Here is a 25548-nt window from a genome sequence, read left to right as displayed (position 1 = left end):
GGAGGCGCAGATATACCAGCGAATGCGCTTGCATGGCGAAGCGGGGCCGCTTCGCCTGCGTAGCCGGTGCGCCGAGCAGGCGGCCCCGGCCGCGCGGAGCCGGGGCCGCGGTGTCGGCTCAGCCAGGGAAATCCGCGAGCGGCTGCCACACGTCCGGCTTCACCCCGATGCGCAGATCGATCAGGTTCACGCCGACCGGCGACATCACCAGCAGCTCCTTGGGCCGCGCGGACCAGATCACCGCGATCTTGGTGGCCGTGCCGAGGTCGTTGCTGTTGAGGTACAGCTTCATCTTCGCCACGTTGTCCTTGCCGAGCACCGTCCACGGCTGCTGGACCAGGCCGTCGGTATTGATGCGATAGAAGAACTGGTAGGTGTCGTAGGCGGTTTCCTCGTCCAGCCCGGTGCTGAAGAACCAACCGTTCTCGCGGTTCTTTTCCATGCACCAGAGTTCGGCTTGCGCCGCCAGAGTGCCGTTGTTCACCAACTGCCTGAGGTTGGCGCGGCTGCTCTCGATATTGTCCGATCTCCATGGCCTGAAGCCGCCGGATCGTTTGACCTCGCCCGGGGTGCGCCCGGGTTTGCCGCCGCTGGGGCCGTCTTCGCCGCGATAGGCATACGTCGTCATTGCAGTCTCCGTTTCGATGAGGGAGGGCGATCGCGCGCCGCATGCGCAGCCGCGGTCGACCACGGGCGCGGCGCTGGCCGTACCCGCATCGGAAACGAACGTCATCGGGGGTGCGAACGTGAAAGGCCGATCGGCAGGCGCGGGCAACGCGCCGCGGGCGCATGTCCGCTCATGCGCCGGCTGGCGACGTCGCGCTATCAAGCTGCGCTACGCAGTTACCTCGACCCGATCTCCACCTCGATGGGCGGCTCGCGCGGCCGCGACCATCGCGCCGACTCAACTTCCGTTGTAGTCCTTGAGGGGCTGCCATACATCCGGGTTCTTGCCGGTGCGCAGGTCGATCAGGTCGACGCCGACCGGCGACATGACCAGCAACTGCCTCGGACTGGCCATCCAGATCACCGCGATCTTGGTCGCCGCATCGAGGTCGTCGCTGTCGAGGTACAGATTCATCTCCGGCGCGCCGATATCGCCGAGCACCGTCCATGCCCGCCGGCTCAAACCGGTGATGTCGAAGCGGTAGAAATAGGGAGACGCGTGATAGTCGCTCGGTTCGTCGAGGTCCGAGTTGAAGAACCAGCCGTCCTGGCGGTTCTTGTCGCTGCACCAGCGCGCCGCCTCGAGGGCCAGAGTGCCGTTGTTCACCAGCCTCCTCAGGTTGGCGCGGCTGATCGCGAGGCTGTCCGACCCCCAGGGCTTGAAACCGCCGGCCAGCTTGACCTCGGACGGGGTCGATCCGAAAGCGCTCTGGCCGGAGCCATCCGCGCCGAGATAGGCATGAATCATTGCAAGTCTCCCTTTCGGTTGGGGCGTGTTCGGTTGGGGGCGCGTCGGCCGGGGGCGTGTTCGGCCGGGATCGTGGCCGATGCCGCTTTTGGCGTTTCGGGCTAAGTCGTCGCCGGCAGCGGCGCCCGCGCGCCGGACTCGGCGCCGAGCCGGCTTGCGATGCGCTTGCCCATGCGGATGCCCGGCTCTTCGACGTAGCGATAGCCGAGCAGAGCGCTCGCGCACAGCAGCAAGGCGCAGCCCAGGTAGACCAGACAGAAGGCCGGGCCGCTGCCGGCGGCATAGGCGCCGACGCCGGGGATCGCGAACACCGCGACCAGGATCAGTCCTTGCGAGAGGTAGATGCCGTAGCTGAGGTTGCTCAACCGGCGCGAGGCCGGCCACGCCAACACGCCGAACAGGCGGTTGCCGGAGCAGACGATGAAGAAGAACGTGCCGGCCAACGGGCACAGCAAGAACAACTGCGCCAGTCCGATGCGCGGGGCGCCCGCAATCATGATGGCGAACAGGGCGGCCAGGCAGAGCAGGGCGACGACACTCCACACCGGTCGCAGCCAGCGCCGGCGCGCGCCGAAGCCGGCGTGCAGCAGCGAGGCGACGAACATGCCGGTGCCGAGCATCAACGCCAGCTCGGCCAATACCGCCAGCAACAGGACCGGTCGCGGCTCGACCCCGGGCTCGAAGCCGCCGTTCCAACTCGCCGCGGCGATCGTCGACAGGCACAGGGCGACCAATCCGCTGGTGAAGGCCAAGTGGCGGCCGCGGCGCACGAACCAGGCCGAGATCGGCAAGGAGAAGTAAAACAGCCACTCGAAGAACAAGGTCCAGGTCACCCCGGCCAGGATCGTGCCGGTGTCGGCATACCCGTTGAGGGTCGGCGGTGGCGGCACGATGCCGAGCGCCAGCCAGCCCAGGGCCGAGGCGACCGCTTGCGCCGGCGGCACCCGCCATTCGAAACCGGTTCGATAGGCGACGATCGCGATCATCGTCAGCACCGCGACCAGGTACATCGGCCCGAGCCGGAACACGCGGCCGACATACAACGCTTTCCAGCCCGGGCGGCCGCCGGCCCTGAGCAGTTTGTTCCAGAACAGAAAGCCGGTGATCATGAAGAACAGGCAGATCCCGAGCAGGCCGGCGGTGTTGTAGAACGCCGACGGCGAGGGTTTCCACACGCCGGTGCGCAGGTATTCGTGATGCACGATCACGTGGCTGGCGAACACGCTCAGGGCGAGAAAACCGCGTAGCCCGTCGAGGGTATCGCTGCCTTGGCCGGCGCGCGGCGGCGTCCGCTCGGCACCGCGGAACCAGGGCAGAGCGGCGAAGGCCAGCGCCGATGCCAGCATCGCGAAGTACGGCCATGCCTGATGGATATCGACCATGACGGTTCCGATGCGGGCGGGATGTCCGCCGAGACTAGCCGCGCCGCCGCCAGGCTTCCGGTGGCTGGATCACGCTTCCTCATGCGCCGCGCGACGAATGTCGGGACTCGGAACACAGTTGCGGTTCGAACGGGCATCGGTCGCATGCGCGCCGCTCAGGCGCAGGCATCGGCCGAGCGCGTGATCCGCTACGCCCGGCCCGCGATGTCGTGGCGCTTGCATCGACCGGCGGCCTGCGGCAGCTTCCTGTCGCATGACGGATGATTCGACGACGGTCCTGGACGCACCACACGCAGCGCCCCCGGCGGCATTCGCCGCGAAGTCGCTCTGGCTGCGCGGGTTACTGCTGGCGCCGGCGATCGTGCTGAGCGCCGCCTGGGGCGGCCTGGCCTTGTGGTATCGGCTGCCCCTGGCGCCGACGTTCAAAGGCGCGATCGTCGCGGCGTTCGTGTTGACCGCATTGAGCGCATTGGCCGCATCGGCTGGCGTAGGTCGGCTCGGCAAGCCGGCCTGGTGGCTGTATCTGCTGGCCCTGGCCGGCGTGCTGCTGTGGTGGAGTACCTTGCGGCCGTCGCAGGACCGGGCCTGGGCCGACGATGTGTCCCGCCAGTTGCATGCGCAGGTCGACGGCGACCGGGTGCGGCTCGACAACGTGCGCAATTTCGACTGGCGCAGCGACAGCGACTACACGCCGCGTTGGGAACGCCGCGATTACGACTTGTCCCGGCTGGAGTCGGCGGACCTGGTGCTGTCCTACTGGATGGGGCCGGCGATCGCCCACACCCTGGTCTCGTTCGGTTTCGACGACGGCCGCAAGCTGGTGTTCTCGGTCGAGATCCGCAAGGAACGCGGCGAAGCGTTCTCGGCCGTCGGCGGTTTCTTCCGCGAGTTCGAAACCGCCCTGGTCGCGGCTGACGAGCGCGACATCCTGCGGGTGCGCAGCAACGTGCGCAACGAAGACGTGTACCTGTACCGGCTGCGGCTGCCGAAGGCGGCGCTGCGTTCGTTGTTCCTGGGCTATCTGGCCCAGGCGCGCGAACTGGAGAGGCAGCCGAGCTTCTACAACACCCTGACCAGCAACTGCACCACCATCGTGTTCGACCTGATGCGGCAGATCGCCCCGGGCTTGCCGCTGGATTACCGCTTGCTGCTGTCGGGCTACCTGGCCGAGTACGCCTACGACCAGGGCGGCCTGATGCCGGGCTACGACTACCGCAGCCTGCACGAGCGCGGGCGCGTGACCGATCGCGCCCGCGCAGCGGGCGACTCGGCGGCGTTTTCGGAACTCATTCGCGAAGGCGTGCCGGGCGCGGCGTCCGAACCGGTTCGCGCGCGCTGAGGCCTCGTCGGGTCGCGTCGTGGCCGGCGCTCACTCGACGCGCGACAGGCCGAAGCCCTGCAGGTATTCGTCGGTGACCTCGGGCATGCCCGGGCCGCTCCAGACGAACGAGAAGATCGCATCCTCGCGGACGATGTCGGTGATCTTCGGCGCGTTGACGCCGGGCACGCCGTCCAGGGCGGCCACGCCCAGGTCGGACAAGGGGACGGGCGACAGCTTCGGATTGCCGTTGCGCCGCAATCGGATCGATAGGCGCATGTCTTTCCCCTAAGTGATGCACGCTGTGTGCGATGTACCCTAAGCCCCGGGCCGTGACTGCTCCGTCAGTTCTCCCGGGCTGCGGGCATAAGTCGCATGCCTCGGGATGCGGCAATGCAGATCGGCCCAGCAGCGCATGAGCCCGAAGTCGGCGAGATAGCGGTCGTCGAGATCCGGCTTGGCGCGCCGCCGCCATGCGAAAGACACGCACACGCAGGCCGGCGTCTGCCACCCGATCTCGGGGGCCGCCGAGCCGGGCATTGCGTTGATGGCCTGCAGGGCGAGCTCCGGCAGCGGCGTGGCCAGGAATCGCGGGTCCAGCGTCCGCCTCAATGCCGCGACCCGGCGCGATCCCACTTGCCGGTCGGTCGCGGTGCGGTAAGCGCCGAACTCCTGCGCGCGCTGGTCGTCCGGGTGGACGCGGCCGCGCTCGTTCGCGCCGCCCATGACGTGCCCGGCCGCCGGGTATGCAGTGAGGTCGCGGTTGCTTGGCCTTTCTGTCGGTAGCTGCATGGGTCGTCCCCTGGCGGAAGTGTGCCTTCCGTAGCCAGCATGGACGCCCCGGGTGACTGGCTCCTAACCCCGGCGGCGCCGGTTCAGTCCGAGCGCTCGCGTCCGTGCATCGCGTTCGGCCCGGACGACGATGGCCGCTGCCCCGGCACGCCGCTCATTCGGCGGTGGACTCCAGCATCGTCAGCAGCTCCGACAGTGTGTCGTCGAGCGCGGCCAGGCGGGCCGGCGCCAGCGGCGCCATGATCCGGCGCTCGTTCTGGATATGCGCCTCGACCGCGCGGTCGATCAACGCCAGACCGGCCGGCGTCAGCCGCACCAGCAGGCTGCGCGCGTCGGCGGGGTTGGCCTGGCGTTCGATCCAGCCGGCCGCCTCCAGCCGTTGCAGGCGGTGGGTCATGGTGCCGGAGGTGATCATCAGCGCCGAAAACAGCGCGGTCGGCGCCAGGCAATAGGGCGCGCCGGAACGCCGCAGGGTGGCCAGCACGTCGAACTCCCAACTGGTCATGCCGAATTCGGCGAAGGTCCGGTCCAGGCGGCGCTGCAGCAGCGCCGCGCAGCGTTTGGCCCGGCCGATCGCGCCCATCGGGCTGGCATCGAGGTCGGGCCGTTCGCGGCGCCATTGCTCGAGGATGGCGTCGACCGAATCGGGCGGGCGTAGGGTCTTGGCCATGCGGTCTCCGGGATTTGTCTTGACTTCAAGACAAATGATCGTCAGGCTGGGTTCTTGTCTTGAGTTGAAGATAGTTCCATGAGCTCTGCTTCGCAACGGCCAGTCTCGCAACGCCCGGCCTCGCAACGTCCGGTCTGGATCGACATTCTGCTGACCGCCCTGGCCCCGGCCATCTGGGGCTCGACCTACATCGTCGCGTCCGAGCTGTTGCCGCCGGACCGGCCGTACACCGCGGCGCTGATCCGTACCCTGCCGGCCGGCCTGCTGCTGGTCGCTTTCATGCGCCGTTGGCCGGCGCGCGGCGAATGGCTGCGCCTGCTGGTCTTGGCCGGCTTGAATATCGCCTTGTTCCAGGGCCTGTTGTTCATCGCTGCCTACCGCCTGCCGGGCGGCCTCGCCGCGGTGGTCGGCGCGATCCAACCCCTGCTGGTGATCGGCCTGACCTGGGCCATCGACCAGCGCCGGCCGGTGCAACTCGTGGTCTGGGCCAGCGTGCTGGGCGTGGTGGGCATGGCCGTGCTGCTGCTGTCGCCCAGTACGCACTGGGAGCCGGTCGGCATCGCCGCGGCCCTGGGCGGCGCGGCCTGCATGGCGGTCGGCAATTATCTGACCCGGCGTTGGCGCAGCGACCTGCCGGTGTTCGCCCTGACCGGTTGGCAGTTGTTGCTCGGCGGGCTGATGTTGGCGCCGGTCGCGCTCGCCGTCGATGCGCCGCTGCCGCATCTGAGCACGGTGCAGGTCTCCGCCTATGCCTATCTGTCGATCGCCGGTGCGTTGATCTCCTACGCCTTATGGTTCCGCGGCCTGGCGCGTTTGCCGCAGGTCGCGGTGTCCTCGCTCGGGCTGCTGAGCCCGCTGACCGCAGTGATCCTCGGCTGGGCCCTGCTCGGCCAGTCGCTCACCGGCCTGTCCTTGCTCGGTCTGCTGATCGTGCTCGGCAGCGTGCTGGCGGTGCAATGGGGCAGCAGCCGGCCGGCTCGACCCTGCGACCGCTGCGCCGGCGGCGGGGTCGCCCAGGCGAGCCACGAGGAGGCGCGGCGATCGCCTGCGCCCGAGCGGGCGGATTCGCTCAGGGCTTGGGATGGGCGAGAAAGAAATCCCAGCTGAGGTGGCCGGCATCGGGGCCGGAGGGATCGCCGTACAGACTGCAGGGGCAGCCGCCCGGGTAGGCATGGCCGGCGCCGTCGATCAGATAGGACTCGATCAGGGACGGGCCGCCGGCCGCGGCGCGATGGACCGTGTGGGTATAGCTGCGCCCGCCCGGTACCTGGCCATGCACGACCTGGTCGGCGACCTCGTCGATGCCGGCGACGGTCGCCCACTGGCCGACGATGCGTTCGGCGGTCGACGGCGCCACGACCGGATCGGCGCTGCCCTGGAAAATCAGGATCGGTACCGCGCGGCGGCGGCTGCCCATCTCGGCGATGGCTTTCTGGCCGGACACCTGCGGGGACTGCAGCTGCAGGATGTCGCAGTCGTACTCGCAGCCGGCGAGGATGCTGGCCGCGGCGTAGAGGTCGGGATAGGCGACCGCCATGATGTTGGCCATGACCCCGCCGGCGGACACGCCGGTGACGTAGATCCGCCGCGGATCGACGCTGTAGCGAGAGCGCAGCTTGTTGGTGATGCCGGCGATGATCGAGGGCTCGCCGAGGCCGCGATGCTGGTTGCTTTCCAGGTACCAGTTCCAGCAGCCGAGCGGATTGGCGAGGTTGCTCTGGTCGGGAAACACCACGATGAAACCGCGTTGTTCGGCGAATCGAGTCCAACCGGAGAGCAATTCGAAACCCACGTCGTTCTCGGTGCAGCCGTGCAAGGCCACCAGCATCGGCATCGGCACGCCGGGGCGGTAACTGCTCGGCACGTAGCCGTGGTAGTCGCGGGCGCCGGCCAGGCTGACGTAGAGGTCGCGGAAATAGCCGGCGGCATACGCGGGGGCCGGGATCGACAATACGAACAGCAAGGCGGCGAGTGCACCGAGGAAGCGTCGGCGCAGGGTGGACGATTGCGACATGGCGGTGTCTCCTGGCGGCCGGAAGACCGCGCGGTCCTCGCGTTGTAGCCGCTCGGCCCATGCCCGGTTTCACCGCAGGCGCACCGTACTTTGACCGCAGCAGATCGGCTGCGCGAAGTGCCGGGCGCGGTCGCGGTTCGGACCAGACGTTGCGGGCAGGGCGCTCCGTCGGGTACCTGCCCCGCGCTAAGCTGGGCCGCAATCCGCACGAGCCCCGGAGTCCGCATGAGCCCGCGCTACACCTTCGACACGCTCGGCGATCACGTCGGCCACGAACTCGGCGTGTCCGATTGGCTGACCGTCGGCCAGAGCATGATCGACCGCTTCGCCGAAACCACCGGCGACCGTCAGTGGATCCACGTCGATGTCGACCGTTGCCGCAGGGAGAGCCCGTTCGGCGGCACCATCGCCCACGGATTTTTGCTGCTGTCCTTGCTCGCGCCGTTGCAGATGCAGCTCGGCCTGCTGCCCGGGGACATCGTGCGCACGATCAATGCCGGCCTGAGCGAGGTGCGGTTTCAGGCACCGGTGCCGGCCGGCGGGCGCGTGCGGCTGCGGGTGAGCCTGGCCGCGGTCGAAGCGAAGGGTGAGGGCCGGCTGCTGATGGTCACCCGCAACGTGCTGGAGATCGACGGCCACGACAAGCCGGCGCTGGTCGCCGAGATGGCGGCGTTGCTCTACCGCTAGCCGGGCGGACCATGCCCCAGAGCATTCAGGGGCTGCGCAGCTCGCTCGGCGCAACCCCGAAGTGTTGGCGGAACACGCGACAGAAATTCGACTGCGAACGAAAGCCGTTGCGATAGGCGATCTCGGAGATCGGCAGTTTCGCCAAGGCCGCATTGCTGAGCATGTCGTGGGCCTTGCCCAGGCGCAGCGCGCGCAGCCGCTCCATCACCGATTGCCCGCTGTCGCGGAACAAACGGTGCAGGTAACCCTCGGAAATGCCGCAACGCCGGGCGATCCTTTCTGCCGACAAGTCCTCGTCCGGGTAATGCGCCTCGATGAAGTCCAGCGCGCGCTGCTTGTGCGCGGCGGCCAGCGAGCGATCATCGCAGAAGCTGCGGGTATCGCCGCGCAGCATCAGCGCGACCAGGTCGCACAACTGGGCGGTCAGTACCTGCGCTTCGCCTTCGCCGAGTTGCTTGGCCAGGCGATCGATCTGCCGCGCATAAGCGCCGAGCATTTCCGCGCGTGGGTCGGTGCCATCTAGCGGCGCCGAGAACACGGTCGGCAGATGCGACACGCGTTGCTGCAGCAGATGCGTCGGGATCAGGGTGTTGAAGCTTTTGTAGCAGCCTTCCGGCTGCACCTCGCCGACCACCGCGGCCGAGATCAGATAGATGCGGTCCGGGACCAGGATCACTTCGTGGCCGCCGACGCGGTTGCGCGAGCTGCCGGCGGCGGGCAGGGCGAGCACGTAGTTGTGCGCCAGTCCCGACAGATGCTGCGGAGTGCGGCGCATGTGCAGGCCGCTGAGGGCGATGTGGTTGAGCTGCAGCGCGCCGACCGACTGGCTCGCCAACCAGCCCATGCGGCCTTCGGGCCGGGTCAGTTGAATGTCGGCGCTGCCGAAGCCCGGCGAATGCACGGTCGACCAGCCGCCCATCGCGATCCGTGGACTCGCCGCGCTCTTGGCTGGGAACGCAGTCGGCGCTGCAACCTCGGTTGCGAACATGGCGATCCTTCGGTGACCAGTCGAGCGGCATCTTAGGAGCGTTGCGGCTCGCGCTGCATGTTGCGACGCAGCACCCGTGTGCACTCAGGGTCAAGCCGCTGTGCTCCCGCTGTGGAACCGCGGCGAGGCCTCGCCGCTATGTTGCGGTCACAGGGTGGGCGGCGATGCGACGCCCCGGGGACAGGGACCAAAGATGAAGCACAGGCTTTTGAGCGTGGTGATCGGCGCGGCGGTGTGGGCCCAATGGCCTGCCGCGCAGGCGCAGCAAGCACAGGCGAGCGACGCCGGCGGCGAGACCGCGTCGGCCGAGTCGGACAAGAAACCGACTCAGTTGGAATCGCTCACGGTGACCGCGCGCAAACGCGAGGAAACCCTGCAGGACGTGCCGGTCGCGGTCAGCGCCTTCACCGCCGCGGCCTTGTTCAAGCAGAACGTGCAGACGCTCGCCGACCTGCAGGGCAAGGTACCGTCGCTGCAGGTGTATGCCGCACGCGGCTCCAACACCACCCTCACCGCCTACATCCGCGGCATCGGCCAGTCCGATCCGACCTGGGGCTTCGACCCGGCGGTAGGCGTCTACCTCGACGACGTCTACCTGGCGCGACCGCAAGGCGCCCTGCTCGACGTGTTCGACGTCAGCCGCATCGAAGTCTTGCGCGGCCCGCAGGGCAGTCTGTACGGCAAGAACACCATCGGCGGCGCGATCAAATACGTGTCGAGCCCGCTGCCCCAGCGCACTCAGGGCTCTATCGAGGCCACCGTCGGCACGCACGGCGAGCGCGGCGCCAAGGCCAGCCTCGGCGGCGCCAGCGACGACGGCGTCTGGCGCGCCCGCGTCGCGGTCGCCAGCATGCACAACGACGGTTACGGCCGGAACTTGGTCCAGGACAGCCGCAACGGCAACAAGAACACCAATGCCGCGCGCGCCACCCTCGGTTACTTCCCGTCCGACGGTTTCAACCTCGAGCTCGCGCTCGACGGCATGCGCGACAACTCCAACCCGCGCGGCGCCAAGATGCTGAAGGCGAACAAGTACTATCCGGCCTACCGGCCGCTCGCCAGCGACTTCGACACCCGCAGCGCGATGGCGCAGATCAACCGCAGCGAACTGGAAGGCGCGGCGCTGACCGCGAAGTGGATCGCCAACGCCGACTGGGCGTTCAAGTCGATCACCGCTTACCGCAGCTCGTCGACCCAGAGCAATATCGATTTCGACACCTTGCCGGAAAGGATCGGCGAGGCGGCGGGCGGCTACAGCGACCATCAGTTCAGCCAGGAGCTGCAGGCGAACTACGATGCAGGCGGCCAGCTCCACGGCGTGTTCGGCGTGTTCTACTTCAAGGGCGCGGCCGGCGGCATCAACCGCAGCACCTTCCTGGGCTCGCCGCCGTACACCGCGCTGCGATTGTCGCAGTATGCGGTCGGCAGCGGGCGCATCGGCACCCGCAGCATCGCTGCCTACGGCGATTTCACCTGGGACCTGGACCCGCAGTGGAGCCTCGACCTGGGGCTGCGCCTGACCGAAGAAACCAAGGATGCGCTGATCCAGAACTACGCCTATGCCGACGGCGCCTTCCAGGTGCCGATCGCCGAGCTGGCCGACTTCACCGGCTCGAATACTTCGCGCAATGTTTCGCCGAAGCTGTCGCTGGCCTGGCGCGCCAGCGATCGCGTCAATCTGTACGCCAGCTACAACGCCGGCTTTCATTCCGGCGGCTACAACATCCGCGCCAACTGCGCGGTGATCCCGGCCTCGTGCCGGCCGATCGACGACGAGAAGGTCCAGTCGTACGAGCTGGGCAGCAAGATGACCTTCTTCGACGACCGCCTGATGATCAACACCTCGTTGTTCCGCAACGACTACAGCAACATCCAACTGTCGGTGTTCACCTCCTACACCTTGCCGAACGGCAGCCCGGGCTTTTTCGGCGACTTCACCAACGCCGGCAAGGGCACGATCCGGGGGCTGGAGCAGGAGTTCGCCTGGAAGCCGTCCGAGCATTGGACGCTCAGCGGCAACTTCGCCTATCTGCACAGCCGGTACGACGAGTACCGCAGCGGCGGCGTCGACATCGCCGACAGCCAGCGCTTCACCAACGCGCCGAAATGGTCGGGCGGGCTGAGCCTGGACGCGTCGTATCCGCTCGCCGACGGCGGCACCCTGAGTGGGCGCATCCACTACAGCTACCAGAGCAAGACCTATCCGGAGACGACCCTGTCGCCGCTGATCGCGCAGCCGGCCTACGGGTTGTGGAGCGCGGGCCTGGTCTGGCAGATCAACGAGCCGTGGACCTTGAGCCTGCAGGGCAGCAATCTGGCCGACAAGTCCTATCGCAGCACCGGCTACCACATCGCCGCGCTCGACATCGTCACCGGCTTCTACGGCGCGCCGCGCACGGTGAGCCTGTCGGCGCGCTACGAGTTCTGAGCGCAAGTCCCTCCGACGCTCGCCGCGAACGGCGCAGCGGGCGTTTCGATCGGCCCTCGATCGGCATATGCCCGGGGGCCGACCACACTTTCGTTGGCACAGGAATTCCCACCCACCATGTCGGCCGAACCTTACGACGCGTTGCATTGGCATAGCCGCGATGGACTGCGGTTGTACGCCCGCGATTATCCGGCGGCGGTCTACGCCGACGCTAGGCCGCGCTGCCCGGTGATCTGCATACCCGGACTGACCCGCAACTCGGCCGATTTCGGCGAGATCGCCACGGTGCTCGCCGCGGCCGGGCGGCGCGTACTGGCGTTGGACCTGCGCGGCCGCGGCCGCTCGCAGTACGCCGACGACCCGTCCAGCTACAGCGCCGACCGCTATGCGTTGGATATTCTCGACTTGATGGCCGCGCAATCGATCCCGCGTGCGGTCTTCATCGGCACCTCGCTAGGCGTGTGGGTGACCATGACCGTGGCGGTGAAGCGGCCGTCGGCGGTGGCGGCGGCGGTGCTCAACGACGCCGGCCCGCAGGCGCCGAAGTCGGCGCTGGACCGGATCGCCCGCTACGCCGGCGTGCCGGTACCGCCGATGACGCGCGAGGACGCGGCCGCCTATATCGAACGCATCGGCCGCGCCGCCTATCCGAAGTACACGCGCGCCGACTGGGCGCGGACGATCGAGCGCATGTTCCGGGTCCGCGACGACGGCCTGCTGGTGCTCGACTACGACCCGAAGATCATCCGCACGGTCAGCCCGACCAGGCTGTGGTTGCTGCGCCCGCTGATGTGGCGCCTCTACCGCAAGCTCGCCGCCGGCCGGCCGATCCTGCTGCTGCGCGGCGCCTTGTCCGACATCCTCGAAGCCAAGACCGCCCGGCGCATGGCCGCGGTGTCGCCGCTGGTGCGCCTGGTCGAGGTGCCCGATGTCGGCCATGCGCCGTCGCTGTCGGAACCGGAGGCCCGGATCGGCATAGAACGTTTGCTCGACCTTGCGGATTGAGACCGCGGCCCTGTCCGCGGGCGCCGATGCCATCACTCTATAGCGGCCGCGCACATCGCGCGCCTGCGCCACCGAGATACGTACCACCACAATACGTACCTCGTACCGCGAAGACACGGAGAACCCCGATGCTGGACGCGCCGCAACCGCTGCTGCCCGAGATCTTCGCCCTGCACGGCCGCTGGCGCGCGCGTTCGCCGGCGATCGTCGCACCGCACCGGAGCCTGGACTGGCAAAGCCTGGACCGCAGTACCAACCGTATCGCCAATGCCCTGATCGGCGCCGGGGCGCGCCACGGCGACCGCGTCGCGCTGCTGATGTCCAACTGCATCGAGATGGCCGAACTGATCGTCGGCATCATGAAGGCCGGCTGCGTCGCGGTGCCGCTCAACACCGCGATCAGCGCCGACAGCGCGGCGGCGATGCTCGCCGATGCGGGCGCGGCCTTCGTGTTCGCGACCCGCGATCATGCCGCCCGGGTCGGCGCGATCCCCGGGCCGGCTCGCATCGAAGTCGTCGCCGACGCAGCGCAGGCCACGGCCGGTTGGCGGGCCTATCCGGACTGGCTCGGCACTACCGGCGAGCATCCGCCCGGAGTGCCGGTGGCGGCGTCCGACCTGTGCAACATCATCTACTCCTCCGGCACCACCGGCGAGCCGAAGGGCATCGTCCACACGCACGGCACGCGGGTGGCCTGGGCCTACGACGCGGCGCTGGCGCTGCGCTATCACGCCGGCGCCCGCACCCTGCTGGTCACCGGCCTGTACTCGAACATCACCTGGGCGGCCTTGCTCGGCACTTGGCTCAGCGGCGGCACGGTGGTGTTGCGCCACGTGTTCGAGGTCGCCGACACCCTGGCGACGATCGCGCGCGAACGCATCACCCACACCGCGATGGTGCCGGTGCAGTACCAGCGCCTGCTCGATCACCCGCAGTTCGCGGCGACCGACCGTTCCTCACTGCAGGCGATCATGAGCGTGGGCTCGTCCCTGCCGCTGGCGACCAAGGCCGGCCTGATCGAGACCTGCCGCTGCGATGTGATCGAGGTCTACGGCACCACCGAAGGCATCATCACCGCGCTCGACCCGGAGCACGCCGAGGGCCACCTGGCGTCGGTCGGCAAGCCTTTGCCCGGCGTCGACCTGCGCATCCTCGACGAGCACGACCGCCCGCTCGCCGCCGGCGAGGCCGGCGAGATCGTCGGCCGCAGCCGTTTCGCGATGTCGGGCTATTGGCGACGGCCCGAGGCGACCGCGCAGGCCGTGTGGATCGACGAGGACGGGCGCTGCTGGCTGCGCACCGGCGACATCGGCCGCCTCGACGAGGACGGTTATCTCTACATCCTCGACCGCAAGAAGGACCTGATCATCTCCGGCGGCCAGAACATCTATCCGGCCGACATCGAGGCGGTGCTGATGCAGCACGAGGGAATCGCCGAGTGCGCGGTGATCGGCGTGCCGAGCCCGATCTGGGGCGAATCGCCGCTGGCCCTGGTGATCGTCAAGGACGTGCGGGCCGGCGACGGCGAAGCGATCAAGCACTGGCTCAATGAGCGGGTCGGCAAGCAGCAACGGGTGGCCGGGGTCGAGATTCGCGATCATCTGCCGCGCAACCCGACCGGCAAACTGCTCAAGCGCGAACTGCGCGCGCCATACTGGCCGGGCGGGTGAACCTCCACGAGCTCAGTCAGGCCGACGATGAAACTCAGGCATCTGTATCTGCTGCTATGCGTGCCCGGCGCGCTGTTGCCGTATGCGCAGTTTCTGCCGTGGCTGGCCGAGCACGGCCCGGATCTGCCGCGTTTGTTCGCCGAGCTGTTTTCCACCCGCATCGGCGGCTTCTTCGGCCTGGACGTGCTGGTCTCGGCCGTGGTGCTGTTGGTATTCGTCGCAAGCGAAGGCCGCCGCTTGCGCATACGCCGCCTGTGGGCGCCGGTCGCGGCGACCGTGCTGGTGGGCGTCTCGCTGGGCCTGCCGTTGTTCCTGTATCAGCGGCAGGCGACACTCGATGCCGACGCGAGCCGTTGACCGCTCCGCCCGGTCCAGTGCAGGAGGCACCATGAACCCACATCCGTCCGATGAGACCTGTCCTTGCTGCGGCCTGGCCATCGCGGTGGCGCCGAAGCTGCTGTTGATCGACGAGGCCTGGGTGGCCGCACCGGGCAAGGACCCCCGGATGGCGTATGCGGCCGATCTTCGCGTCGACGACGTCCTGCCCTCGCAGGTACGCATGGCGCCGTTGCAACAGTTCGTCGAGGGGTACTACTGCCGAAGCTGCGGCAAGGGCTTCGTATCCGAGCAGACCCTCAAGGCCGGGCGCCGCCGCTACAAATGACGCGAACAAGTGGCGCGGCCTGCGGGCCGGTCCGGGCTCCGCTCCCGGCCGGGAGCGGAGGGGCGCCGGGAGCGGCGCCGGTGCAGCGCGATCGAGCGCCGCGGCCTCAGAGCTCGATGCAGTCGAATTTCACGTCCGGGTCGACTTCGGCGTCGTAGTCGACGTCGCTGCGCTCGAAGCCGAACAACTTGAGGAACTCGTGCTTGTAGGCGGCGTAGTCGGTGAGCTCGAACAGGTTCTCGGTGGTCACCTGCGGCCACAGCGCCTTGCACGCGTCCTGGACGTCGTCGCGCAGTTCCCAGTCGTCCAGGCGCAGGCGATGTTCCTCGTCGGTCTCCGGCGCCTGGCCGTCTTCGCGGTAGAGGCGCTCGCGGAACAGGCGGTTGAGCTGGTCGACGGTGCCCTCGTGCAGGCCCTTTTCCTTCATCACCTTGAACACCAGCGAGATGTACAGCGGCATCACCGGGATGGCCGCGCTGGCCTGGGTCACCACCGACTTCAGCACCGCCACGTTGGCGCCGCCGCCGATCCTGCGCAGGCGCGCATCCAGGCGCTGGGCGGTGCGGTCGAGGTCGACCTTGGCCTTGCCCAGCGCGCCGTGCCAGTAGATCGGCCAGGTGATCTCGGTGCCGATGTAGCTGAAGGCGACGGTGCGCGCGCCCGGCGCGAGCACGCCGGCGCGTTCGAGCGCGTCGATCCACAGCTCCCAGTCCTGGCCGCCCATCACCGTGACGGTGTCTTCGATCTCCTGCTCGGTGGCGGGCTCGACCGTGGCCTGGATGATGGTGTCCTTGTTGGTGTCGATCGCGGTCGAAACGTAGGGCTCGCCGATGGTCTTCAGCGCCGAGCGCTTGAGCTCGCCGGTGTCGGGCAGCTTGCGCACCGGCGAGGCCAGCGAGTACACGATCAGGTCGATCTGGCCGCCCATCTCGCTCTTGATCAGCTCGATCGCGGTGTCGCGCGCTTCGTTGGAGAAGGCATCGCCGTTGATCGACTTGCTGTACAGGCCCTCGGCCTTGGCGAACTTGTCGAACGCGGCCGAGTTGTACCAGCCGGCGGTGCCGGCCTTCTTGTCGCTGCCGGGCTTCTCGAAGAACACGCCGAGGGTATCGGCGCCGAAGCCGAACGCGGCGGCGATGCGCGCGGCCAGGCCGTAGCCGCTCGACGCGCCGATCACCAGCACCTTCTTCGGACCATCCTGGCGCACGCCGCGCGCGCGCGTGGCTTCGATCTGCTCGCGTACGTTGAGCTCGCAGCCGAGCGGGTGCGTGGTGGTGCAGATGAAGCCGCGAACCTTGGGGTGGATGATCAACTGGTCTACCTCGTCGTCGATGGGGCGTCCGCGGCGGGGCGATGCGCGCCGCGGGCTGGAGTGCTGCTGTCGCGGTCGAAGGCGAGCCGTGGCGCGTCCGTCGCGAGCGGCCGTGCGGCCGCGGCCGGGCCTGCGACATGGCCCGGAAGGGGCCGGGGACGGCGCGTTGCCGTCGACCGGCGAGGCGAAAAGTATGCCTTGAACGGCTGCGCTCGCCCAGCCGAGCCGGGCGCGGTTTCCGAACGGTGGCGTATTGCGCATCATGGGCGAGGCGGCGCACCTGCTACGGCACGCTAATGACGGCAGGCGTGGCGGCAGGCCTCCGACATTCATCGGACATCGGCGATGCCAGCATGGGCCGATGGCGTGGCCGGCGGCGGTGCCGGGCGTGCCGAGCGGGCTCGGTACAATGCCGACGCTTCGCGTGGCCGGCATTCGCGGCGGCCGCCGCCTTGCGCCTCACGCTTCGAGACCCACGCCATCACCGATCACGCGATGACCACGACCCTGCACAATGCCGCGCCGCATCGCCTCGCCCGACGCAACCAGACCGCGCTGTTCTGGCTGCTCGCGGTGCTGGTGCTCGGAGTCGGGCTGGGCCTGCGCGATCCCTGGCCGGCCGACGAGCCCCGTTTCGCTCTCGTCGCCAAGCAGATGATCGAGAGCGGCGACTGGCTGTTCCCGCACCGCGGCCACGAACTGTATTCGGACAAGCCGCCGTTGTTCATGTGGCTGCAGGCCGCTGCCTACCGGCTGTTCGGCGAATGGCGCATCGCCTTCCTGCTGCCGTCGCTGCTGGCCTCGCTGGGCACGCTGTGGTGCGTGGTCGATCTCGGCCGCCGCTTGTGGACGCGACGGGTCGGCCTGTACGCCGGCTACGCCTTGTTGTTCGCGCTGCAGTTCACCTGGCAGGCGAAGAAGGCCCAGATCGACCCGCTGGTGGTGTTCTGGATCACCCTGGCCAACTACGGCCTGTTGTGCCACGTCTTGCTGAGCGCGCGCAAACGCGGGCCTGACTGGCCGATGTGGATGCTCGGCTGGGCGGCGGCGGGGCTGGGTACGATCAGCAAGGGCGTCGGGGCGATCGCCTTGTTGATGCTGATCCCGGCCGGCATCGCCTCGCTGCGCGGCTGGGGGACGAAGCTGCATGTCCGCAGCGCGAAGTTCTGGCTGGGGCCTATCGCCTTCGTCGCCGCCACCGGCATCTGGCTGGTGCCGCTGGCGATCGCCGCGCTCGGCCCGGACGGCGGCCAATACACGGCCTATCTCAACGACATCCTGGTGCGCCAGACCGCCAAGCGTTACGGCGCGTCCTGGGACCACGGCCAGCCGGCCTGGTACTTCCTGGAAGTGATGGCGACCATGTGGTTGCCGACCATGCTGGCCCTGCCGTGGGCGCTGCCGGCCTGGCGCCGTCGCCTGCGCCGCCGCGATGCGCGCTATCTGTTGCCGTTGGCGTGGTGGTTGCTGGTGCTGGTGTTCTTCAGCATTCCCGGCGGCAAGCGCGACATGTACATCCTGCCGGCGCTGCCGATGGTCGCCCTGGCGCTGGCGCCGTTGCTGCCGGGGCTGCTGCGCAAGGCCTCGGCGCAGCGCGTCGCGCTGGGTTTCACCGCGGTGTTGTCCGCGGCGTTGCTGCTCGGCGGCCTGGCGATGTGGTTCGGCGATCCCGGGTTCGAACGCCGCTTCGTCGCCGAGCGCTCGCTCGAGGACGTGTCCTCTGCGCTGGCCGCCAGCGTCGCTGCGGTCGGCGGCTGGGGCCTGGCCTGCCTGCTGTGGAGCGGGCGTCGCCGCGCCTTCGCCGGCATGGCGGCGATGCTGACCGGCTTGTGGGTCGCCTTCGGCCTGGTGATGGTGCCGTTGCTCAACGACTCTTCCTCCGCGCGCGGCCTGATGACCGAAGTAGGCAAGCGCATCGGCCCGACCGCCGAATTGGGCCTGGTGGCCTGGCGCGAGCAGAACCTGTTGATGGCCGACCGGCCGGTCGCCGAGTTCGGCTTCAAGGCCGTGTTCCCGGTGCAGATGCGGCGAGGCCTGGAATGGCAGCGACAGTCGCCGCACACGCGCTGGCTGTTGGTGCAGGACATCGCCCTGGCCGCCTGCATCGACACCGCGCGCAGCCAGCACCTGGGTCATGCGAACCGGCGCGGCTGGACCCTGGTGCCGGGCAGCGCCGCCCTCGGCTGCACCTGGAGCCAGGCCGAGCATGCCTTGAGCATGGACTGGGACGTCTGTCTCGCGCCGGTGGCGGCCGACGCTTGCAGCCTGCGCGAACTCGTCGCCGCGTCGAATGCGCACTCCGGTCTCGGCCGCGAGCTGGGCCGCTGTGCGCGCGCGGCGGCGGTCGAGACGCTGTAGCGGCTCGACGTTATAACGGGTCGGCGTTTTTTAACGGCTCGTCGTCATAGCGGCCCGACATCCGCGCCGCAGTCGGCGCGGCAAGCGTGCGCTGGGTGGCGGAACCGCACTCTGCGGCGGTTTTCGCCGAGATCGATGCACGAAACTGTGAGGCGCTTGGAAGCGCTCGAGCGGCCTGCAGGTCACCTTCTGCCTCATCGGCGCGCGCAGTCCGCGCCGCCGGACATCTGCAGGAGGACGCATGCATCGATATTCCATGGCCGCCGCGGCGGCTCGTCGGCAACGCCCGCGCGGTTTCGTCGCCGGTGTCGTCGCCCTGTGCTTCGCCGCGCTGGCCCCGAGTGCGGCGAGCGCGGCCAATCAGAACAGCGGCTTCTATGTCGACCCGAATTCGAACCCGGCGATCTGGGTGCGCGACCACGCCGGCGATCCGCGCGCGACCCGCATCGGCAGCGCGATCGCGACCAAGCCGATGGCGCGCTGGTTCGGCAACTGGAGCGGCACCATCGACACCGCGGTGGCGAGTTTCGTCGGTGCGGCGCAGGCCGCCGACAAGCTGCCGGTCCTGGTCGCCTACAACATCCCCGGCCGCGATTGCGGCAGCCACTCCGGCGGCGGCGCCGGCAGCCCCGAGGCTTATCGCGCCTGGATCTCCGGTTTCGCCGCGGGCATCGGCAACCGCCGCGCGGTGGTGGTGGTCGAACCCGACGCGCTGGCCCAACTGGACTGCCTGCCCGCCGATCAGCGCGGCGTCCGCACCGGCCTGCTGCAGTACGCCGCCAGCGAGTTCAAGCTGCGCGCGCCGAATGCGCTGGTCTACCACGACGGCGGCAACGCCCAGTGGATCGGCGCCGACGAAATGGCGCGGCGGCTCAACGCGGCCGGCGTCAAGGGTATCCGCGGCTTCGCCCTGAACGTGTCCAACTACTACACCACCGCCGATTCCAACCGCTATGGCACCGCGGTCGCCGGCGCCCTGCAGCGCCAGTTCGGCTACGCCAAGCCGTTCGTAGTCGACACCAGCCGCAACGGCAACGGTTCCAACGGCGAGTGGTGCAACCCGCCCGGCCGCAAGCTCGGCGCGGTCTCGCAGAACAGCGGCAGTGGCGCGGAAATGCTGCTGTGGGTCAAGGTGCCGGGCGACTCCGACGGCAACTGCGGCATCGCACCGGGCATTCCGGCCGGACAGTTCTCGCCCGACATCGCGATACGCCTGATCGACGGGCTGTGAGCGCGTAACGCTGTACAGGTTAGGAGCGGCGCAAGCCGCGGCGGCGAACTTCGACATGCATCGCCAGGGTTCGTAGGCGACGGTGGTCGCGATCGGGCGACTTCCGGTTCGATAACGTTGCGACGGCTTCCAGCACTTCGCAGTCGCGGCTCGCGCCGCTCCTACCCTGGGGATGCGGGGTGCTGATTCGTGCGGAACCGGCTCGGCGTGGCGCCGGTGGCCTTGCGCATCAGCCGCCGCAATGCGGTCGCGTCTGCGTAGCCGACCTGCGCGGCGACCTGTTCGATGCTCATGCGGCTGGTTTCGATCAGCCGCCGGGCACGGTTCAGGCGCACGCTCTGGATCAGGGCCAGCGCGGTCCGTCCGGTGGCCGCGCGCACGTGCCGGGACAGGGTTCTCGGCGACATCGCGAATTGCGCGGCGAGTTCGGGCAGGCTCGGCGGGTGCGGCAGGCAGGCTTCGATACGGTGGGTCAGCCGCGTCATCAGTTCGTCGCCGCCGGCCAGCATCGACGGAATCACGAACGGCGACTGCGCCTGGCGGCCGTCGAGCAACAGCATCTTGGCGACGACCTCGGCCAGTTCGCCGCCGAAACGCCGGCGCAGCAACTGCAGCATCAGGTCGGATTGGGCGAACGCGGCGCCGGCGGTGCTGACCGGGCCGTCGCTGCAGACCATGCGGTCGGCCTCCACCCTGCAGTCGGGCGCGATGCGTTGCAGTTGCGCCGCCAACCACCACGAGGTGGTGACCCGGCGTCCGTGCAACAGGCCGGCCGCCTGCAGCAGGAACACCGCCGAGCAGGAAGCGGCGACGTGGCCGCCGTGCGCGGCATGCCGGCGCAGCGCGGCGATCGCGCGCTGTGCATCGGCGCGAGTCAGCCGAGCGGCCAGCGGCGCAGCCTGGTCCACGCCCAGGCCCGGCACCACCCAGGTCGAGGCATCGTCGCGCGTTCGCGCGGGGATCGCGCGGGTGTCGATCTGCAGGCCGTTGCCGAGCAACACGCTGCCGCCGTCCGGCGACAGCAGCCGCCAGCTCGGTCGCGGCATTTTCAGTCGCGGCGCGAGCGCGGCCGCGGCGCCGAGCAGGTCGAGGGTGACGGCGACGCTGCTGGCGTAGGCGCCGGGCAGGATCAGGACGGTGAAATCGCGCATGGCCGGAAACGCCCGAAACATGTCCAAGCGGACACTCGCAGTCTAGCCCGCGGCGGGTTGCAATGCGGCCGAGCCGATGCCGCGCCGCCTGCGCGGCGCTCCGCCACGGGACACCGCGATGCCGTCCGATCCGAGCAGCCACGCCGATCTCAATCCACCCGACCCGCTCGACGATTTCGAGCCGCGCACGATCGCCGTCGACGGGGTCGGCAAGCGCGTGCACGTCGCCGGCGCCGGGCCGGCGGTCATCGTGATGACCGAGATGCCGGGGATCAGCCCGCAGGTGGCGCGTTTCGCCCGTTGGGTCCGCGATGCGGGCTTCACCGTCTACATGCCGTCCTTGTTCGGCCGCGACGGCGCCGTGCCCGGGGTCGAAGAGAGCAAGGCGACCTTCCAGCGCGCCTGCGTCAGCGCCGAGTTCCGCGCATTCGCCGGCCAGGGCTCGAGCCCGGTCACCCGATGGCTGCGAGGGTTGGCGCGCTACGCGCACGGCGAATGCGGCGGCCCCGGCATCGGCGCGATCGGCATGTGCTTCACCGGCAACTTCGCCCTGAGCATGATGCTGGAGCCGGCGATGTTGGCGCCGGTGCTGGCGCAGCCGTCGCTGCCGCTGGACGATCCGGCCGGGCTGGAGAGTGAGCCCGAGGAGCTGGCCGCGGTGCGGCAACGGCTGGAGCGCGAGGACCTGACCGTAATGGCCTATCGTTTCGACGGCGACCGCTTCTGCCGGGCGCAGCGTTTCGCCGCCTATGCGCAAGCGCTCGGCGAGCGTTTCGTCGCGCGGGTGCTGCCCGACAGCGCCGCCAATCGCGAGGGCCTGGCGCCGTTCTTCGAGCACGTCGTGGCCGGCCCGCATAGCGTGGTGACCGCGCATCTGATCGACGAAGCCGGCCAACCGACCATCGCCGCGCGCGACGAAATCCTGGCGTTTTTCAAGCGCCGGCTGGCGCCGAGGGACTGACGCGTGGGAGCCGGCGACAGCAATGCGGCCGCAACGAATCCACCGCAACGACTCGAAGCCGGCGGCGGCCGCCTGCGCGAATCCGGATGCAGGCGGCCGCCGTAACCTGGGACGTGCGCGCGGCGCGGAAAACCGGCGGCGTCAGCGCCAGCACACCAGCGGATAGCGCTGGCCGTTCCAGGTCGTCCACCCCTTGCTGCGGTTGCCGGTCGGCGTGGGCAGATACCAGCGATTGCCGTCGGCATGGTTGAAGAACAGGCCGCCGTTGTTGCCGCGGCGCGGGTTGTTCAAGGCCACCCAACGCGAGCCGTTGTCGGAGAAGCGCCCCTGCCAGCGCGCGCCGAACGTGCGTGTGCATTCGTCGCCGTCGCAGCTCGTCTGGCTGTCGTCGACCGGGCTCCATTTCATCCTGGCCGGGCGGCCGTCGATGGCGCAGGTCCAGTTGCCGCCCCACCAGCCGCTGACCTGGCTGGCCGCGACCGGGCTGCAGCCTGCGGCCGCGGCGGCGAGGGCGAGAGAAATCCAAAGTACGGTGTGCAACACGGTGTTCATGATCGGCTACTCCTGTGGCCTTGAGTCCGGTTACGACCAAGCCAACGCCAGCGCCCGGGCGGACAGGCCAGCCAGCGAGGCGTCAGGAATGCAACGCGGAGTGAATCGGCGGCCATTGCGCCGGCACGGCGCCGGCGGATGGACGGATCGGCGCGCGGCTTGCGTTATGCGCTCGCAAGCGGAGCCTCATCCGCGCGGGTTCGCCGAGCGGACGGTCCTCGTCGATTTCTTCGCCGACTTCTTCGCCGACGGCGCGGCCGCCGCGTCGACGGCCTCGCGGAACCGCGGCGCCTGTTCGCCGAGGTAAGCCCATAGTCGGTTCGCGACCGGGCCTTGCGCGCGGTCGCCGCGCCGCGCCGCGACCAGTTCCTCGACGCTGCCGGGCAGGTAGCGGCCGGCGATCGAGTGCAGGCGACCTTCGCGCAATTCCTGTTCGACCAGGAAGCGCGGCACGTGGCCCCAGCCCATGCCCTGCAGGATGATGTCCTTCTTCATCAGCTGGTCGGCGACCGTGCACTGGTGCGCGCCCTCGATCATGAAGTAGTCGCGCGGCGGCGAATGCGCGCGCTGTCGCGCATCACGCACTGGGTAAACCCGCGCATCCGCTCGGGCCGGATCGCGCGCGAGACCGGGAACGGCAGGAAGCCCGCTGCGACCACCGGCACGAACGGCACCGGGCACAGGTCCAGCCATTCGATGCGCGGATCGCGTTTGTCGATGCGATGCAGGATCAGATCGGCGTCGCCGTCGAGCAGGCGCTCCAGCGGGCCGCCCACCGCCTCGAAATGCAGGTGCAGGCGGGTGCCGGGACAGTCGGCGAAGAAGCGGCCCAGCAAGGCCAGCATCTGCGGCCGGGGGCAGAGATCGCCGATCACCACCCGCAGTTCGCTTTCCTCGCCCATCGCCAGTTGCGCGGCATGGGTGCGCAGCGCCTCCATCTCGCGCAGCAGGGCCTGGGCGCGGCGATGGAACGATCGGCCGGCGTCGGTCGGGCGCACCCGATAACCGCTGCGGTCGAGCAGATCGAAACCGAGCTGGCGCTCGAGCTTGGCGACCGCGGCGAACACCGCCGGATGCGAGCGATGCAGGCTCGCCGCCGCGGCCTGGAAACCGCCGGCGCGGATCACCGCATCGAAGCATTGCAGGTCGTGCAGGGTGAAGGCGCTCATGTCGGAGATAGCTACAAAGATTGTGGATACTTTGTAATATCCGCCGCGATCGGCCGCAACTAGGATTCGCTCCACGGCCTGCGCCGTTGCAAGAGCCGGGCCGGCCGAACCACGGCCCGCCGCGCTCCCAAGCGACTTGTCCCGAACGGAGCGACGCCATGAACCCGCTGTCCTACCTCACCGCCAGCGATGGCGCACGCATCGCCTACCGGCTCGATGGCGTTGCCGGCCGACCTTTGCTGGTGCTGTCCAACTCGATCGGCACCGACCTGCACATGTGGGATGCGCAAGTGCCGGAGCTGGCGCGGCATTTCCACGTATTGCGTTACGACGCCCGCGGCCACGGCGCTTCCGACGCTCCGACGGGCGAGTACACGCTGGAGCGGCTCGGCCGCGACGTGATCGAACTGCTCGACGCCCTGCGCGTCGAACGCGCGCACTTTCTCGGCCTGTCGCTCGGCGGCATGGTCGGGCAGTGGCTCGGCGTGCATGCCGGCGAACGCATCGATCGCCTGGTCCTGAGCAATACCTCGGCTTACCTCGGCCCGGCCGAACAATGGGCGGAGCGGATCGCCTCGGTGCTCGGCGTCGAGGACATGGCCGACACTGCCGAGATGTTCCTCGGCAACTGGTTCCCGGCAGCGATGCGCGAGGCGGACGGGCCGCAGATCCAGGCCTTCCGCGGCATGTTGCTGTCCACCGACCCGCGCGGCCTGGCCGGCAACTATGCCGCGGTGCGCGATCTCGACCTGCGCGAAGCCCTGGCCGCAGTGTCGCGTCCGACCCTGGTGATCGCCGGCCGCTACGACACGGTGACCCTGGCCAGCCATGGCGAGGAGATCGCCGCGCGCGTGCCCGGCGCGCACCTGCTGGTGCTGCCGGCGGTGCACCTGTCGAACGTCGAATACCCGGACGAGTTCATCGGCGCGGTGCTCGGCTTCCTGCTCGGGCGTACGAGTCCCGCCTGATGCACGAGCCCCCTGGAGGCATCAGAACGCCGGCAACACCGCACCGCGGTACTTCTTCTCGATGAAGTCCTTGACCTGCGGGCCGGTCAACGCCGCCGCGAGTTTCTTGACCCGCGGGTCGGCGAGATTGTCCGGACGGCCGACCAGGAAATTGACGTAGGGCGAGTCGCGGCCTTCGATGGCGAGCGCGTCCTTGGTCGGGTCGAGGCCGGCGTCGAGCGCGTAGTTGGTGTTGATCAGGGCCAGGTCGACCTGGTCGAGGATGCGCGGCAGCATCGCCGCGTCGAGTTCGCGGAACTTGAGCTGCTTGGGGTTGGCGGTGATGTCGCGCAGGGTCGCCAGCGCGTCGCTCGGGTCGCGCAGCCTGATCAGCCCCGACTTGTGCAGCAGGATCAGCGCGCGGCTGTTGTTGCTGGGGTCGTTCGGGATGACCACGTCGGCCCCCTGCGGCAGCGCGTCGAGCGACTTGAACTTGCGCGAATAGGCGCCGAACGGCTCGATGTGCACGCCGACGATGGTGGTCAGTTCCGTGCCGCGGCTGCGGTTGTAGGCGTCCAGATAAGGCTCGGTCTCGAAATAGCTGACGTCGAGCAGCTTCTGCGCGACCTGGTCGTTGGGCTGCACGTAGTCGTTGAACACGCGCACGTCGAGTTCGACGCCCTGCTTGGCCAGCAAGGGCTTCACCACTTCGAGGATTTCCGCATGCGGCACCGCGGTGGCGGCGACGGTGAGCTTCTGCGATGCGGGGTCGCCGCCGCCGCAGGCGCTCAGGCCGGCGACCGTCAATGCCAGGATGGCGATCAGCTTCTTCATC

General features: G+C 69.0%; 26 protein-coding genes and 1 pseudogene. 13 read left to right on the top strand and 14 right to left on the bottom strand.

Going from position 1 to position 25548, the window contains the following annotated elements; translation table 11 throughout:
- Positions 1-118: 118 nt before the first annotated feature.
- The 3 genes from AC6CH2_RS06365 to AC6CH2_RS06355 form a co-directional block, all read right to left on the bottom strand.
- Entirely contained in the window at positions 119-628 is a 510-nt protein-coding gene (locus AC6CH2_RS06365) for a hypothetical protein (protein ID WP_498268467.1), read from the bottom strand.
- Positions 629-904: 276 nt separating this feature from the next.
- Positions 905-1414 carry a hypothetical protein gene (locus tag AC6CH2_RS06360; RefSeq protein WP_498268466.1) on the bottom strand — a complete coding sequence of 170 codons (510 nt, stop codon included), beginning with the start codon at positions 1412-1414 and terminating at the stop codon, positions 905-907.
- A 101-nt stretch (positions 1415-1515) separates the two neighbouring features.
- On the bottom strand, positions 1516-2796 hold the full coding sequence (locus AC6CH2_RS06355; protein WP_498268465.1) for an acyltransferase family protein: 1281 nt from the start codon (positions 2794-2796) through the stop codon (positions 1516-1518).
- On the opposite strand from AC6CH2_RS06355, the gene AC6CH2_RS06350 reads away from it, so the two are divergent.
- The gene (locus tag AC6CH2_RS06350) at positions 2782-3060 is read left to right on the top strand and encodes a hypothetical protein (protein WP_498268464.1); all 279 of its coding nucleotides are present in this window, start codon (positions 2782-2784) and stop codon (positions 3058-3060) included. The two genes, AC6CH2_RS06355 and AC6CH2_RS06350, sit on opposite strands and share 15 nt — an antisense overlap.
- On the top strand, positions 3050-4135 hold the full coding sequence (locus tag AC6CH2_RS06345; protein ID WP_498268463.1) for an Lnb N-terminal periplasmic domain-containing protein: 1086 nt from the start codon (positions 3050-3052) through the stop codon (positions 4133-4135). The genes AC6CH2_RS06350 and AC6CH2_RS06345 overlap by 11 nt, the downstream gene beginning before the upstream one ends.
- A gap of 30 nt (positions 4136-4165) precedes the next feature.
- On the opposite strand, the gene AC6CH2_RS06340 is transcribed toward AC6CH2_RS06345, so the two are convergent.
- The 3 genes from AC6CH2_RS06340 to AC6CH2_RS06330 all read right to left on the bottom strand — a co-directional run bounded on the left by AC6CH2_RS06340 (position 4166) and on the right by AC6CH2_RS06330 (position 5576).
- On the bottom strand, positions 4166-4393 hold the full coding sequence (locus tag AC6CH2_RS06340; RefSeq protein WP_498268462.1) for a hypothetical protein: 228 nt from the start codon (positions 4391-4393) through the stop codon (positions 4166-4168).
- Between the two features lie 39 nt (positions 4394-4432).
- Positions 4433-4906 (bottom strand): hypothetical protein, encoded by a 474-nt coding sequence (locus tag AC6CH2_RS06335; protein WP_498268461.1) that lies wholly within the window; start codon positions 4904-4906, stop codon positions 4433-4435.
- Positions 4907-5060: 154 nt separating this feature from the next.
- Positions 5061-5576 carry a MarR family winged helix-turn-helix transcriptional regulator gene (locus AC6CH2_RS06330; RefSeq protein ID WP_498268460.1) on the bottom strand — a complete coding sequence of 172 codons (516 nt, stop codon included), beginning with the start codon at positions 5574-5576 and terminating at the stop codon, positions 5061-5063.
- A 78-nt stretch (positions 5577-5654) separates the two neighbouring features.
- Here AC6CH2_RS06330 and AC6CH2_RS06325 point away from each other — a divergent pair, with 78 nt between their 5' ends.
- Positions 5655-6683 (top strand): EamA family transporter, encoded by a 1029-nt coding sequence (locus tag AC6CH2_RS06325; RefSeq protein ID WP_498268459.1) that lies wholly within the window; start codon positions 5655-5657, stop codon positions 6681-6683.
- Here AC6CH2_RS06325 and AC6CH2_RS06320 read toward each other — a convergent pair.
- Positions 6646-7590 carry an extracellular catalytic domain type 1 short-chain-length polyhydroxyalkanoate depolymerase gene (locus AC6CH2_RS06320; RefSeq protein ID WP_498268458.1) on the bottom strand — a complete coding sequence of 315 codons (945 nt, stop codon included), beginning with the start codon at positions 7588-7590 and terminating at the stop codon, positions 6646-6648. The two genes, AC6CH2_RS06325 and AC6CH2_RS06320, sit on opposite strands and share 38 nt — an antisense overlap.
- A gap of 225 nt (positions 7591-7815) precedes the next feature.
- Between AC6CH2_RS06320 and AC6CH2_RS06315 the strand changes: the two genes are divergently transcribed.
- Positions 7816-8277 carry a MaoC family dehydratase gene (locus AC6CH2_RS06315; RefSeq protein ID WP_498268457.1) on the top strand — a complete coding sequence of 154 codons (462 nt, stop codon included), beginning with the start codon at positions 7816-7818 and terminating at the stop codon, positions 8275-8277.
- 25 nt (positions 8278-8302) lie between these two features.
- Here the strand turns inward: AC6CH2_RS06315 and AC6CH2_RS06310 are convergent, their stop codons facing one another.
- On the bottom strand, positions 8303-9265 hold the full coding sequence (locus AC6CH2_RS06310; protein ID WP_498268456.1) for a helix-turn-helix domain-containing protein: 963 nt from the start codon (positions 9263-9265) through the stop codon (positions 8303-8305).
- 193 nt (positions 9266-9458) lie between these two features.
- On the opposite strand from AC6CH2_RS06310, the gene AC6CH2_RS06305 reads away from it, so the two are divergent.
- The 5 genes from AC6CH2_RS06305 to AC6CH2_RS06285 all read left to right on the top strand — a co-directional run bounded on the left by AC6CH2_RS06305 (position 9459) and on the right by AC6CH2_RS06285 (position 15032).
- Complete coding sequence (locus tag AC6CH2_RS06305) at positions 9459-11693, top strand: TonB-dependent receptor (protein ID WP_498268455.1); 2235 nt, start codon at positions 9459-9461, stop codon at positions 11691-11693.
- Between the two features lie 117 nt (positions 11694-11810).
- Entirely contained in the window at positions 11811-12698 is an 888-nt protein-coding gene (locus AC6CH2_RS06300; protein WP_498268454.1) for an alpha/beta fold hydrolase, read from the top strand.
- A 128-nt stretch (positions 12699-12826) separates the two neighbouring features.
- Entirely contained in the window at positions 12827-14368 is a 1542-nt protein-coding gene (locus AC6CH2_RS06295) for a class I adenylate-forming enzyme family protein (protein WP_498268453.1), read from the top strand.
- Positions 14369-14395: 27 nt separating this feature from the next.
- Entirely contained in the window at positions 14396-14725 is a 330-nt protein-coding gene (locus AC6CH2_RS06290) for a DUF2834 domain-containing protein (protein ID WP_498268452.1), read from the top strand.
- 31 nt (positions 14726-14756) lie between these two features.
- On the top strand, positions 14757-15032 hold the full coding sequence (locus tag AC6CH2_RS06285) for a hypothetical protein (RefSeq protein ID WP_498268451.1): 276 nt from the start codon (positions 14757-14759) through the stop codon (positions 15030-15032).
- A 106-nt stretch (positions 15033-15138) separates the two neighbouring features.
- On the opposite strand, the gene fabV is transcribed toward AC6CH2_RS06285, so the two are convergent.
- Positions 15139-16344 (bottom strand): enoyl-ACP reductase FabV, encoded by a 1206-nt coding sequence (gene fabV, locus AC6CH2_RS06280; protein WP_498268450.1) that lies wholly within the window; start codon positions 16342-16344, stop codon positions 15139-15141.
- Between the two features lie 495 nt (positions 16345-16839).
- On the opposite strand from fabV, the pseudogene AC6CH2_RS06275 reads away from it, so the two are divergent.
- Positions 16840-18558: pseudogene (locus AC6CH2_RS06275) on the top strand (ArnT family glycosyltransferase); the annotation flags it as partial.
- Positions 18559-18943: 385 nt separating this feature from the next.
- Positions 18944-19933 (top strand): glycoside hydrolase family 6 protein, encoded by a 990-nt coding sequence (locus AC6CH2_RS06270; RefSeq protein WP_498268449.1) that lies wholly within the window; start codon positions 18944-18946, stop codon positions 19931-19933.
- Positions 19934-20094: 161 nt separating this feature from the next.
- Here the strand turns inward: AC6CH2_RS06270 and AC6CH2_RS06265 are convergent, their stop codons facing one another.
- Entirely contained in the window at positions 20095-21084 is a 990-nt protein-coding gene (locus AC6CH2_RS06265) for a GlxA family transcriptional regulator (RefSeq protein WP_498268448.1), read from the bottom strand.
- 118 nt (positions 21085-21202) lie between these two features.
- Here AC6CH2_RS06265 and AC6CH2_RS06260 point away from each other — a divergent pair, with 118 nt between their 5' ends.
- The gene (locus tag AC6CH2_RS06260) at positions 21203-22045 is read left to right on the top strand and encodes a dienelactone hydrolase family protein (RefSeq protein ID WP_498268447.1); all 843 of its coding nucleotides are present in this window, start codon (positions 21203-21205) and stop codon (positions 22043-22045) included.
- A gap of 141 nt (positions 22046-22186) precedes the next feature.
- Here AC6CH2_RS06260 and AC6CH2_RS06255 read toward each other — a convergent pair whose 3' ends face one another.
- From AC6CH2_RS06255 to AC6CH2_RS06245, 3 genes are all read right to left on the bottom strand, one after another.
- Complete coding sequence (locus AC6CH2_RS06255; protein WP_498268446.1) at positions 22187-22597, bottom strand: DUF6006 family protein; 411 nt, start codon at positions 22595-22597, stop codon at positions 22187-22189.
- Positions 22598-22783: 186 nt separating this feature from the next.
- Positions 22784-23134, bottom strand: a complete 351-nt coding sequence (locus AC6CH2_RS06250; protein WP_498268445.1) for a LysR substrate-binding domain-containing protein — start codon at positions 23132-23134, stop codon at positions 22784-22786.
- On the bottom strand, positions 23131-23766 hold the full coding sequence (locus AC6CH2_RS06245; protein WP_498268444.1) for a LysR family transcriptional regulator: 636 nt from the start codon (positions 23764-23766) through the stop codon (positions 23131-23133). Before AC6CH2_RS06245 ends, AC6CH2_RS06250 begins: the two co-directional genes overlap by 4 nt.
- A 158-nt stretch (positions 23767-23924) precedes the next feature.
- On the opposite strand from AC6CH2_RS06245, the gene pcaD reads away from it, so the two are divergent.
- The gene (gene pcaD / locus AC6CH2_RS06240) at positions 23925-24734 is read left to right on the top strand and encodes a 3-oxoadipate enol-lactonase (protein ID WP_498268443.1); all 810 of its coding nucleotides are present in this window, start codon (positions 23925-23927) and stop codon (positions 24732-24734) included.
- 21 nt (positions 24735-24755) lie between these two features.
- Here the strand turns inward: pcaD and AC6CH2_RS06235 are convergent, their stop codons facing one another.
- Positions 24756-25547, bottom strand: coding sequence for a MetQ/NlpA family ABC transporter substrate-binding protein (locus AC6CH2_RS06235; protein WP_498268442.1), 792 nt, complete (start codon positions 25545-25547; stop codon positions 24756-24758).
- Position 25548 lies beyond the last annotated feature (1 nt).

This window comes from Lysobacter sp. GQ73 (genome assembly GCF_059758755.1).
Note: the sequence above shows the minus strand (reverse complement) of the source record. Positions and strands in the feature narration are given on the sequence as shown.